Origin of the sequence: Arthrobacter sp. SD76 (assembly GCF_049726125.1) — a bacterium.
In the GTDB taxonomy this organism is placed as follows: domain Bacteria; phylum Actinomycetota; class Actinomycetes; order Actinomycetales; family Micrococcaceae; genus Arthrobacter; species Arthrobacter nitrophenolicus.
The window spans coordinates 1,290,786-1,302,880 of sequence record NZ_JBNBLR010000001.1 but is presented as its reverse complement, the minus strand read 5'-3'; the positions used below and the strand labels follow the sequence as shown (position 1 = coordinate 1,302,880).

General features: G+C 67.8%; 7 protein-coding genes and 5 pseudogenes. 6 read left to right on the top strand and 6 right to left on the bottom strand.

The window, feature by feature from the left end; translation table 11 throughout:
- Positions 1-132 precede the first annotated feature (132 nt).
- The 6 genes and pseudogenes from ACPEE0_RS06445 (at position 133) to ACPEE0_RS06420 (ending at position 4,801) form a co-directional block, all read left to right on the top strand.
- Entirely contained in the window at positions 133-588 is a 456-nt protein-coding gene (locus ACPEE0_RS06445) for a DUF4129 domain-containing protein (protein ID WP_424574166.1), read from the top strand.
- Entirely contained in the window at positions 585-974 is a 390-nt protein-coding gene (locus ACPEE0_RS06440; protein WP_424574165.1) for a hypothetical protein, read from the top strand. The genes ACPEE0_RS06445 and ACPEE0_RS06440 overlap by 4 nt, the downstream gene beginning before the upstream one ends.
- Positions 899-1,774, top strand: coding sequence for a DUF4350 domain-containing protein (locus ACPEE0_RS06435; protein ID WP_424575248.1), 876 nt, complete (start codon positions 899-901; stop codon positions 1,772-1,774). Before ACPEE0_RS06440 ends, ACPEE0_RS06435 begins: the two co-directional genes overlap by 76 nt.
- A pseudogene (locus tag ACPEE0_RS06430) lies at positions 1,771-2,764 on the top strand (AAA family ATPase). Before ACPEE0_RS06435 ends, ACPEE0_RS06430 begins: the two are co-directional and overlap by 4 nt.
- A pseudogene (locus ACPEE0_RS06425) lies at positions 2,764-4,054 on the top strand (DUF58 domain-containing protein). Before ACPEE0_RS06430 ends, ACPEE0_RS06425 begins: the two co-directional pseudogenes overlap by 1 nt.
- A 33-nt stretch (positions 4,055-4,087) precedes the next feature.
- Positions 4,088-4,801, top strand: coding sequence for a DUF4166 domain-containing protein (locus ACPEE0_RS06420; protein WP_009356820.1), 714 nt, complete (start codon positions 4,088-4,090; stop codon positions 4,799-4,801).
- A gap of 28 nt (positions 4,802-4,829) precedes the next feature.
- Here ACPEE0_RS06420 and ACPEE0_RS06415 read toward each other — a convergent pair whose 3' ends face one another.
- The 6 genes and pseudogenes from ACPEE0_RS06415 to ACPEE0_RS06390 all read right to left on the bottom strand — a co-directional run bounded on the left by ACPEE0_RS06415 (position 4,830) and on the right by ACPEE0_RS06390 (position 11,972).
- A complete protein-coding gene (locus ACPEE0_RS06415) occupies positions 4,830-5,888 on the bottom strand; it encodes a hypothetical protein (protein ID WP_424575247.1) in 1,059 nt (352 codons plus the stop codon).
- A gap of 2 nt (positions 5,889-5,890) precedes the next feature.
- Positions 5,891-6,297 (bottom strand): annotated as a pseudogene (locus tag ACPEE0_RS06410) (chorismate mutase).
- Positions 6,298-6,389: 92 nt separating this feature from the next.
- Entirely contained in the window at positions 6,390-8,105 is a 1,716-nt protein-coding gene (locus ACPEE0_RS06405; RefSeq protein WP_424574164.1) for an ABC transporter ATP-binding protein, read from the bottom strand.
- Positions 8,102-9,138 (bottom strand): annotated as a pseudogene (locus tag ACPEE0_RS06400) (ABC transporter permease). Before ACPEE0_RS06400 ends, ACPEE0_RS06405 begins: the two are co-directional and overlap by 4 nt.
- A 1-nt stretch (position 9,139) precedes the next feature.
- On the bottom strand, positions 9,140-10,231 hold the full coding sequence (locus ACPEE0_RS06395) for an ABC transporter permease (RefSeq protein ID WP_424574163.1): 1,092 nt from the start codon (positions 10,229-10,231) through the stop codon (positions 9,140-9,142).
- A gap of 109 nt (positions 10,232-10,340) precedes the next feature.
- A pseudogene (locus ACPEE0_RS06390) lies at positions 10,341-11,972 on the bottom strand (ABC transporter substrate-binding protein).
- Between the last annotated feature and the right edge of the window lie 123 nt (positions 11,973-12,095).

Sequence of the window (12,095 nt, the reverse complement as noted above, 5' to 3'; positions counted from 1 at the left end):
AGGAAGAACTCGCCAAGGCGGAATACCGTGAGGCTGCACCGTCGTGGATCGAAACAGTCTGGGAGAACTTCCTTGAATGGTTTTCGTCCCTGGACGGATCCGACGCAGTCCGCCGGTCCCCTGCCGGGTCCCGTGATCGGGATCGTCATTGCCCTCGTCATCGCGGCCGCCGTGATCCTGGCCAGGCCGCGCCTGAACGCAGCGCCACGCCGGACCAGGGATGTTTTCGAGGCGGACAGCGTCCTTTCCGCCGCTGAATACAGGCAGCGCGCCGAGGCGTCGGCCGCGTCTGGTGAATGGGGGGACGCCGTCGTCGAACGCTTCCGTGCACTGGTCCGCGCGGCTGAAGACCGGACCATCCTCGAACCGCAGCCCGGGCGCACGGCGGACGAGGTGGCCCGGGAGCTGGCCGTGCCGTTCCCCAGGGAAGCAGGGCGCCTGGAGCGCGCGGCAGGCGTCTTCGACGCTGTGCGGTACGGGAACCGGCCGGCAGGCCGGGGCGACTACCAGGAGCTGGCCGGCCTGGACGCGGATCTCGAGGCGGCGAAACCGGAGTCGGCACTGCAATCCCCGGCGGCCCTCGGATGACGGACACCCTTCCCGCCGGTGTCCGCGGGGCAGCTCCTTCTCCCGCTCCCGGGCGGACACCACTGCCGTGGCTCCGCAAGCACCGTGCGTTGACGGCCCTCTGCGCGGTGGTGGCCGTCGCCCTGGGCCTGGTTGTCTGGGGCCAGCTGGCTCCCCGGGGTGACGCCGTTCCGCTGTCCCCCGGCAACGCAGGTCCGGACGGCGCACGGGCCGTCACCCAGATCCTGGGGCGCCACGGAGTGGACGTGCACACAGCCGGAACGTTCGAGGGGGCGATGGCCGCGCTGGGGGAAGTTCCGCAGCAACCCTCCTGCTGTATGACCGCAACGGGATCCTCGACGAACCCCGGCTCCGTGATCTGGCGGCCGCCGCCGGGGAGGTTGTAGTGGTCACGCCGCGGCTGGAAACACTCACCGCACTGGGCAGCGGTATCAGGCAGGCGGGAGTGGTACCCGACGATGCTCCCCCGCTGGCGCCCGGCTGTCCGCTCCCGGACGCCCTGGCCGCGGGGGAGATCTCGGGCAGCCAGGGATTCGTGTACGACGGCGGGGTGTCCTGTTACCGGCCTGCCGGTAGTGCCGCCGGGCTGCTGGCTGTCAGCGGCGACGGGCAGCTGACGGTGTTGGGCAGCACGGTGGTCCTGGGCAATGAGCAGCTGGATGAGCGGGGCCATGCTGCCCTTGCGCTCCGTACCCTGGGCAAGTCTCCGGACCTGGTCTGGTACCTGCCGTCACTGGAGGATGTGGCCGCGTCCGGGTCAGGCCAGACCCTGGACGAGCTCGCACCGGAGTGGGTCCGTTTCCTGGGCCCGTGGCTGCTGGTGGTTGCCCTGGCCGCGATCGCGTGGCGCGGCCGGCGGCTCGGCCCGCTGGTGTTCGAGCCGCTGCCAGTGGTGGTGAAGGCAGTGGAAACCGCAGAGGGCCGCGCCCGGATGTACCACGACGCCCACGCGGTGGACCAGGCACGTGACAACCTCCGCGCCGGGATCCTGGTACGGCTGGCCGCCAGGCTCCGGCCCGGACCGGGAGCCTCTGCTGACACCGTCATTGAGGCGGCGGCACGGTTGCTGGGCCGGCCGGCAGCCGATATACGGGACCTCCTCAACCACCATCCCGGCAGCGAGTCCCGGCTGGTCGCCTGGGCACAGGAACTGGACAACCTAGAGAAAGAGGTCAACAGCCGATGAGTGAATACGGCAGCGGCCAGCGGGTCCTGGACCCGATGGAGCACGATTCCGCCCGGCAGGCCCTGCTGGATGTGCGCCACGAGGTATCGAAGGCGGTGGTGGGACAGGACGCTACGGTGACCGGCATGCTGATCGCCCTGCTGTCCCAGGGGCATGTGCTGCTGGAGGGTGTGCCGGGCGTGGCAAAGACCCTGCTGGTGCGGGCCCTGTCCGCGGCACTGGACCTGGACACCAAGCGGGTGCAGTTCACCCCGGACCTGATGCCCGGCGATGTCACCGGGTCCCTGGTCTACGACTCGCACACCGCCGAGTTCACGTTCCGGGAAGGGCCGGTTTTCACCAACCTCCTGCTGGCGGACGAAATCAACCGGACGCCGCCCAAGACCCAGGCTTCGCTGCTGGAGGCGATGGAGGAACGGCAGGTCTCGGTGGACGGAGTGTCCCGCCCGCTGCCCGCCCCGTTCCTGGTGGCCGCCACGCAGAACCCGGTGGAGTACGAGGGCACCTATCCCCTACCGGAAGCCCAGTTGGACCGCTTCCTGCTCAAGCTCACCATGCCCCTGCCAGAGCGTTCGGCGGAGATGGAAGTCATCCGCCGCCATGCGGCCGGGTTCGACCCGCGCGACCTGGCAGCGGCCGGGTCCGTGCCGTCGCGGGCGCCGCAGACCTGGAGCGGGCCCGGCAGGCCGTCACGGGCGTCGCCGTCGAACAGGAAATCATCGGCTATATCGTGGACCTGGTGCGGGCCACCCGCACGGCACCGTCCTTCCTGCTGGGCGTTTCGCCGCGTGGAGCCACAGCCCTCCTGACACCTCCCGGTCCTGGGCCTGGCTGTCCGGCAGGAGCTTCGTCACCCCCGACGACGTCAAGGCGCTGGCCCTGCCCTGCCTCCGGCACCGGGTGGCGCTGCAGCCCGAGGCCCAGATGGACGGGGTCCGGGTGGATGACGTGCTGGGCAGCATCCTGGCGTCCGTTCCCGTTCCGCGCTGATGGCCATTTCCGGGCGCTTTGTCCTGCTGGTGCTGCTGGGCCTGTTCCGGTCCTGCTGCTGCCCGGATGGGGAACAGTATGTGCCGTGCTGGCCGTCCTCGCCGTCCTGTGCGGCACCGACCTGCTCCTCGCCGGCGCGCTGAAACCGGTCCAGGTGCTGCGCTCCGATCCCGGCAACGTCACGCTGAACGGGACGGCGGAGGCCAGGCTCATTGTCCGCAATGACGGGAGCCGGCGGCTGCACGGCATGCTGCGGGACGGCTGGCAGCCATCAGCCGGAGCACAGGACCCGGTCCAGGGTATCGATGTTCCCGCGCACGAAAGCCGGCGCATCACTGTGCGGCTCCGGCCAGTGCGTCGCGGCGACCTCAAGGCCCCGCACGTGACGCTGCGCTCCTTTGGCCCCCTGCGCCTGGCAGCACGCCAGCGCACCATTGACTGCCCCGGGGCGCTGCGTGTCCTGCCGCCGTTCCATTCGCGCCGGCACCTGCCCTCCAAACTGCGGAAACTGCGGGAACTGGACGGGAAAGCGGCCGTCCAGATCCGCGGGGCCGGCACCGAATTCGATTCCCTGCGGGACTATGTCCGGGGCGACGACGTCCGGTCCATCGACTGGCGCGCAACCGCCCGCAGGTCCGCCGTCGTGGTCCGCACCTGGCGGCCCGAACGTGACCGCCGGGTGGTGATGGTCCTCGACACGTCACGGACAGCGGCAGCGAGGATCGACGACGAGACCCGCCTCGACACCGGGATGGAAGCGGCGCTCCTCCTCGGTGTGCTTGCCGAGCGCGGCGGCGACCGGGTGGACTTCCTGGCGTTTGACCGCAGGGCACGGGCCCGGGCAGGAACCGCCATCCAGGGCAATCTGCTGGGACAGCTGGTCCAGGCCATGGCACCGCTGGATCCGGAGCTCATCGAGATGGACTGGCCGGCCGTCCCTGCCCAGGTCCGTGCCGTCACGGCCCATCGCTCCCTGGTAGTGCTGCTGACTTCCCTCGACGGCGGCGCGCCGGAGGAAGGGCTCCTGCCGGCCGCCGCCCGGCTGGCCCAGGACCATGTGGTGGTGGTGGCAGCTGTCCGGGATCCGCAGCTGGGCGCCATGGTCCGGGAGCGCGGCGATGCTGCCGGGTATTCCGGGCCGCCGCTGCGGAACGGGCACTCCTGCAGCGCGCCGCCGTCAGCGCCGAGCTTCGCCGGTACGGTGTGGAAGTGGTGGACGCCGAACCGCACCAGCTGCCGCCGCGCGTCGCGGACATGTACATCCGGCTCAAGGCTGCCGGTAAATTGTGAGACCAGTAATGTGTTGCCCGCAGGAGGAGCTTCGTGAACGTACCGATTTACCAGCAGGTCCTTGGAACGGACTTTGCCAGGCTGCAGCCGGAACTGCAGGAGTACTTCTCCCTGGTGCCCGGTTCGGGCCGCTACGGCATCGGTGAAGGGACATTCGATGTAGTGGGCTGCCGGCAGGAATGGCTGCGGCCGCTACTGCGGCTGACCAGCAGCGAGGAGGCCTTCTTCCCCGAATATGGCGAGAACATTCCATTCCGGATCGAGAACCACGCCCACCAGGACCCGTTTGGCCGCTCCAGCCTTACCGCCCGCCGGGAGATCCGCTTTCCCGGAAGGACCCGGATCTTCCAGGACACCACCAGCGCCACCATCCGCAACGGGTCACCGCAGCTGGTTGACTACGTGGGCCGCTACCGCCGCATGGTGACCGACCTGAACCTGAGTGTCACCCCGGAGGGACGGCTGCGAGGCGTCTCTGAAGCCTCCCGCCTGTTCCTGGGCCCGCTCCGGGTGCCCTTGCCGGCGCCGGTGGATGCCAAGGCGTACGCCGAGCAGTGGTGGGATCCCGCGGGCGGCACCAACGGCAAGCACCGCATCCAGGTCAAGGTCATCCAGCCGCAAATCGGTCTGGTCCTGGTCTACGCCGGAAGCTTCGACTACAGGTTGCGGCCCTACACCGGACGCAGCGCGGCCCAGAGCTTCCTTCCCCGCTACGCGCAGCCGGACCGCTGGGAGAACCGGGTCTAGGACGACGGGAGTTGACCGGTTCCGCCGGTCAGCCGAGGGCGAGCTGGTTCAGCCCGTCCGCCAGCTGCGTCAGCCTGCCCAGCACCGCGGTGGCCTGCGCAGGGGTGCGGTCCGCCAGGCCAGCCGAAGGCGTGACGCGGAGGGTCCGCAGGGACGACGCCGGCAAACCGAGCTGCCGCCACGGCCGCCACACGGATTCCACGCAGTCCGCAACCTTGGGAAGGGTGTCCCCGTCCACATCCAGCGCCCCGGCCCACAGCCGCTTGCCTGCCTCCACGGCCCCGGCAAGGTGCTCCCATTGGCGGGTGGTCAGGGCCTTCAGGGGCACCGCGACACCGTCCGCACCGGAAGCGAGGATCGGCTCGAAAGGGGCTTCGACGGCGGGAACGGACACCACCACTTCAACGGCTCCCGCGGCCCGAAGGGCTTCAATCACCAGCCGCCACGCTTCGCGGGCTTCCGCCGTGGCAACAGCCCGCAGCGTGCGGTAGCCACTGGCCGTGGGGATGGTGCCGGCGAGCACGGCGGCGATATCAGGTTCATCCAGCTGGACCACCAGGCGTGCACCGGGCACGGCTGCGGCCACCCGGCTAAGGTAGCGACCGACGCCGGCAGCCAGCGACTCAGCCAGGTCCCGCCGTGCACCGTAATCGATCAGCGCGCGTTCGCCGTTGTGCAGGTGCAGGCCGGCGGCCAGGCTGAGGGGGCCCACCAGCTGGACCTTGATTTCCTCGGCGGACGCCTCCTCGGTCCCCGCCACATCGGCCAGGACGTTGATGTCGGTGGCAAGCGCCGAGGCTGCCCGGCGCACATCCTTGCCCGGACGGTCCACGAGCCGCCACCCGTAGGGCTGCACATCAACGGCCAGCTCCTCGAGCAGGGATGCGGTGCGGCCCAGGGAATCGGAACCGACGCCGCGGGCCGGCAGTTCGGCCAGGAACGGCAGGTGCGGGCTGCCGAGCTCTCCGCGGATGATCCTGGCAGCTTCCAGGGGGTCCTCGCCGGGCCATGGTCCCAGCCCGGTTGCCGTTACTTCCGCCGGCGGGGCTTTCTCCGGCGCGGCGGCGGGTTCGTGCCGTTCAACCACGGTCACGCGAGTGCTGATGCCTGCGGGTGCTGGCCGGCGGCGGCCTGGTGGTCCTCGGCGATGGCCTCGTGGTGGCGGATGACCTCGCCGATGATGAAGTTCAGGAACTTCTCGGCAAAGGCGGGTCCAGGTGGGCATCCTCGGCGAGCCTGCGGAGCCGTGCGATCTGCGCTGTCTCGCGACCCGGGTCACCCGCGGGAAGCCGGTGGGCGGCCTTCAGGAAACCCACCTTCTGCGTGGCCTTGAAACGCTCCGCCAGGAGGTACACCAGCGTGGCGTCGATGTTGTCGATGCTGGAGCGGATGGACAGCAGTTCAGCCATCACCGAACTGTCCACCTGGCCGGCCAATGAGCTGGCGGAGGGATCGTATTCGTCTGAGTCGGGTGAGGGGAGGTTGTGCTGCGTCATGATCCCAGTCTATGGGCAGCCGGCCTGATGGGCCGGGTGTTAAGCGCCGGTGCCGGGTGCCGCCCCGGCACCGGCGCTTGGCGGCACTGCGCTCAGATGCCCAGCAGCGCCCGGTGCTGTTCCCGGCGTCGCGCCTGTTCCTCCGGATCCGGCACGGGAAGGGAGGCAATGAGCCGTTTGGTGTAGTCATGCCGGGGATTGCCCATGACCTGGCTCCCGACTCCCTGCTCCACCAGCCTGCCCTTGTACAGAACCCCCACCCAGGACGAGAGGATGTCCACCACCGCCAGGTCGTGGCTGATGAACAGGCAGGCGAACCCGAACTCCTGCTGGATGTCCTTGAACAGGTCCAGGACCTTCGCCTGGACCGAAACGTCCAGGGCCGACGTCGGTTCGTCGGCAATCAGCAGCCGGGGATTCAGGCTCAGGGCGCGGGCCAGGGACGCCCGCTGCCGCTGCCCGCCGGAGAGTTCGTGCGGGTAGCGGCCGGCGTACGACGCCGGCAGCTGGACTGATTCGAGCAGTTCACCGACGCGTTTGCGGGCCTGGGCGGGGCCGGGCTTTGTGTGGATGACCATAGGTTCGGCGATGCACTCCCCGATGGTCAGCTGCGGGTTGAAGGACGCCGCGGGATCCTGGAACACGAAGCCGATGTCCTTGCGGAGGGGCTTGAATGTCCGCTCCCGGAAGTCCAGCATCTCGTAGCCCAGCACTTTGAGGCTGCCGCCCGTGGTCCGGTTGAGTCCGGCGATGGCCCGCCCGATGGTGGTTTTGCCGGACCCGGATTCCCCCACCAGCCCAAAGACCTCACCCCTGGAGACGGTGAAGCTGACCCGGTCCACGGCGGTGAAAGCAGGGGTACCGAGGCGGCCGGGGTATTCGATGGTCAGGTTGTGGGCAGCCACCAGGACTTCCGCATCCTGGTGCGGACGCACGGTCTGGCCCTCCGAAGCCGAGTTGTGTCCAAGGTGCGGCACGGCGGCCAGCAGTTTCCGGGTGTAGTCCTGCCTGGGCTCGGCAAAGAGTTTGCGCGCCGGCGCCTCCTCAACCACGTTGCCCTGGTACATGACCACGACGCGGTCGGCGAGGTCCGCCACCACGCCCATGTTGTGGGTTATCAGCACTATGGAGGTGCCGTACTTGTCCCGCAGGTCGCGGAGCAGTTCCAGGATTTCGGCCTGCACCGTGACGTCCAGTGCGGTGGTGGGCTCGTCCGCAACGATCAGGCCCGGATTGAGTGCCAGGGCCGCGGCGATGACAACCCGCTGCTTCTGGCCGCCGGAAAACTGGTGCGGATAGTAATTGACGCGGTGGTCGGGATCCGGGATGCCCACCTTGCGCAGCGCCTCCACGGCCCTGGCCTTGGCCTCCTGGGCTGAGACACGCTTCCCGCCGTTCCGGCCGGAGTGGGCACGGATGCCCTCGGCGATCTGCCAGCCGACAGTGAACACCGGGTTCAGCGCCGTGGACGGCTCCTGGAAGACCATTGCCACGTCGCGCCCGCGGATCTGGCGCAGCCGTTCGGCACTGACGCTGATCACGTCCGCCCCGTTGATGAGGACAGTGCCGGAGCTGCTGGCAGTTTCCGGCAGCAATCCCAGGATGGTCTTGGCGGTCACCGTCTTCCCGGAACCGGACTCCCCCACAATGGCCAGCACCTCCCCCGCCCTGACGTCCAGGCTGACGTCCTTGACGGCCCGGACGTCGCCGCCGTCCGTAGCGAAGGTGACGCTCAGATGCCCGATGTCCAGGACCCGGATATCCGGCTGGTCCGCGCTCGCGGTGGCTGCAGCAGCGTTGGCGCTCATGATCCCCTCACTTCCGTTTCAATGGCGGCCTGCGCCGTACTGCCTGGACCCGCGGCAGCAGGACCCGGTGTCACTTTGCCTGCTGCGGATTTCCGGCCCCGCAGGCGGGGATCGTTCAGGTCGTTGATGCTTTCTCCACCAGCGTCAGGCCCACCACCGTGAGCACGATGGCCATCCCGGGGAACAGGCCTGTCCACCAGATTCCCGACGTGGTGTCGGCGAGCGCCTTGTTCAGGTCGAAGCCCCATTCCGCGGCCGAGCTTGGCTCGATGCCGAAACCGAGGAAGCCCAGGCCGGCCAGGGTGAGGATTGCCTCCGAGGCGTTGAGGGTGAAGATCAGCGGCAGGGTCCTGGTGGCGTTGCGGTAGATGTGCCTGCCCATGATCCGGATGTTGGACGCCCCCACCACCTTGGCGGATTCAACGAAGGGTTCCGCTTTCAGCCGGACCGTCTCCGCCCGGATGACCCGGAAATACTGTGGAATGAAAACCAGGGTGATGGCGGTCCCGGCGGCGAAGATGCCGCCCGCCAGGCTGGACTGGCCGCCGCTGATGACGATGGCCATCACAATGGCTACCAGGAGCGATGGAAACGCGTGGACGGCGTCGGCAACCACCACGAGGATCCTGTCCAGCCAGCCGCCCAGGTATCCGCTGACCAGGCCCAGGACCACGCCAATGACGATTGACATGGCGACGGCGACGACGATCACCAGGATCGCAGTCTGCGCACCCCAGATCACCCGCGACAGGACGTCGTACCCTCCTACGGTGGTGCCCAGGAGGTGTTTGCCGCCCGGGGCCTGCTGCGTGGGGAAGTTGCCGTCGCCGTCGGACAGTTGCGAGTAGCCGTACGGCGCAAGGAGCGGGGCGAAGAGCGCCGTCAGCACGAACGCGCCGGTCAGGACCAGCCCGGCCACCAGCATGCCGCGCTGGAGTCCCATGCTCCGGGTGTAATGGGAGATGACCGGAAGGCGGCGGAGGAGCGCTGCCCTGGGGTTTGCCGCGGGAAGGGGCACGTCGGGATTGGCCATGTCAGTACCTCACGCGGGGGTCGATCAGCGCGGCGATGATGTCCACGATGAAGTTGGTCAGGGCCACGATGATCGCCAACAGCACCACGATGCCCTGCACCGCCACGAAGTCGCGTGCGGTCAGGTAGTTGGCCAGCTGGAATCCGAGCCCCTTCCACTCGAACGTTTTTTCTGTCAGCACTGCTCCGCCGAGCATCACGGCAATCTGCAGGCCCATCACGGTGATGATGGGAATCAGGGCCGGCTTGTAGGCGTGCTTGGTCACCAGCCGGTACTCGCTGATGCCGCGGGACCGTCCGGCTTCGATGTAGTCACGGCCCAGGGTACCGATGACGTTGGTCCGGACCAGGCGGAGGAAGATGCCAGCCGTCAGCAGCCCGAGCGCCACGGCCGGAAGGACGGCGTGGGCCACGACGTCGGCGAACGCGGCCATGTTGCCGCTGCGCAGGGCATCCAGCCAGTAGATGCCGGTCGGGGCCTCGAGCGAGGTCAGGGCAAGTTCGCTGGAGGTCTTTGCCCTGCCGGCCACGGGCAGCCAGCCCAGCCACACCGAGAAGGTGAGCTTCAGCAGCATTCCCGCGAAGAACACCGGGGTGGCGTAGCACAGGATGGCGAAAACCCGCAGGACGGCGTCCGGCGCCTTGTCGCGGCGGTGGGCTGCGAGCATTCCCAGGGGAATGCCCACGAGCAGGGCCACGACGAGCGCGTTGAGGCTGAGTTCCAGGGTGGCCGAACCGTATGTGGTGAGCATCTCGACGACGGCACGATTGTCGGTCAGGGTACGGCCGAAGTTGCCGGTGGCCAGCTGGCCGAGGTACTCAAAGTACTGGACGAGGATGGGCCGGTCGTAGCCTGCAGCCTCGATGCGTTCCTGGAGCTGGTCGGCGGGCAGCCGTCCGCCCATGGCTGCCGTGATGGGGTCGCCGGTAATCCGCATCAGGAAGAAGACCATGGTCACGAGGATGAAGATAGTGGGGAAAATCAGCAGGAAGCGGACCAGGATGTACTGCCCCAGTCCTCCGCCGGAGGACTTCCTGGCGGCAGGAAGAATTCCGCCCGTGTCGCCGGGCGGCGCGTCAATCAATGTGGTCATGGGAACCTTCGGATCGTCTGGGCGCTGGTCCTGCCAGCGCCATCAGCCAGCACCGGGGGCGGGACGCCGTGCGGGCGCCCCGCCCCGTGGTGCGGCTTGCCGGCTGGACCTACTTGGACATCACGCCAAGGCGGGTCTTGAAGGACGGATCGAGGGTCTTTTCCACGCCCTTGACATCAGTTCCGGCGACCATCACCTGGGCACCCTGGAGCAGGGGCAGGGTGGAGAGGTCCTTGGCGATGGCTTCCTGGGCCTGGCCAAGCAGCTCGCTCCGTTCGGCCTTGTCGGTGGTGACCAGCTGCTTGTTGACGACGTCGGTCACGGCCGGGTTCTCGTAGTGGTTGCCCAGGAAGTTGCCGGGGATGAAGAACGGCGTGAGGTAGTTGTCGGCGTCGGAGTAATCCGGGAACCCAGCCGAGCTGGTAGACGGGGTAGGCATCTGCCCGCCGTTCCTTGGTGTAGGTGGTCCACTCAGTGGACTTGAGGTCCACCGTGAAGAGCCCCGATTTCTCCAGCTGTTCCTTCACCAGGGCGTATTCGTCCGCGGCGGACGTGCCGTACCTGTCGGTGTACTGCAGCTTGACGTCCACCACGGAGGTGATGCCGGCATCAGTAAGCACCTGCTTGGCCTTTTCCAGGCTGGGCTTACCGCTGCCGTCCCCGTAGAGGCTCTTCAGGGGTTCGGTTGCTCCCTCGAATTCCTTGGGCACGTAGGAGTAGACCGGGGTGTAGGTGTTCTTGAAAACCTGGGATGCGATCACATCCCGGTCCACCAGGTGCGCGATTGCCTGCCGCACTGCCAGGGCCTTGGCAGGGTCGGCTTCGGGGGTCTTGGCTCCGAACGGCATGGTGTCGAAGTTGAAGACCATGTAGCGCAGCTCGCCGCCGGGGCCCTTGTGGACCTTTACGTTGCTGTCCGACTCGAGGTCGGCCACGTCGGTGGCTGTCAGGATCCTGCCCGCGACGTCGATGTTGCCCTGCTGCACGTCCAGCTTCAGGTTGTTAGGGTCCGCGTAGTGCTTGAGCGTGGCGCCGTCGTTCGCCGCCGCGCCCAGCAGGCCCTGATAGTCGGGATTGGGCTTGAAGTTGACCAGCTCGTTCTTCTTGTAGCTGTCGATGGTGTACTGCCCGGCGAAGGGCTTTGCCGCGACGATGGCGTCATCGTCCATGATCTTGTCGGCCGGGAAGACTTCCTCGTCCACAATGGGGCCGGGGTTGGAGGCGAGGACACCCGGGAACACCTGGTCGTTGCCGGCCTTGAGGGTGAAGACCACCGTGTCCGGGTCGGTCGCCTCGATCTTTTCCATGTTCGCCAGCAGGGAGGCCGGGCCGTTGGGGTCGTTGATGCTCATGACCCGGTTGAACGAGAAGACGACGTCGGAGGAGTCAAGGGTGTGGCCGTTGGCGAACTTCAGGCCGGGCTTCAGCTTCACCGTGAATTCGGTGGGGCTGGTGAAGGAGGCTGATTCCGCGATGTCCGGAGCGGCGTCGGCGGTTCCGGGGCGTAGTTCAGCAGGAAGGGATAGATCTGGTTCATCACCATGAATGAGCCGCCGTCATAGGAGCCTGCGGGGTCCAGCGTGACCACTTTGTCCGTCGTCCCGTAAGTGATGGCGCCGCCCCCGGCGCTGCCGGTCGAGGTTCCGCCGCCGCCCGAGGGGCCCGTGCAGGCAGTCAGGGCCAGGGCAGAGATGCCTGCGAGCGCGATGGCGCCGTGCAGGGTTTTGGTGCTCTTCGTCATCAGTGAACTTTCTGTTCGATGAGTGCGCGCCCGCCGACCACATGGGGTTCGTCTGCTTAGGCGGGGGACGCTGTACGGATGGGAAAGATTCAATCAGAGAGTCAACACTCAGCTCGGACCATT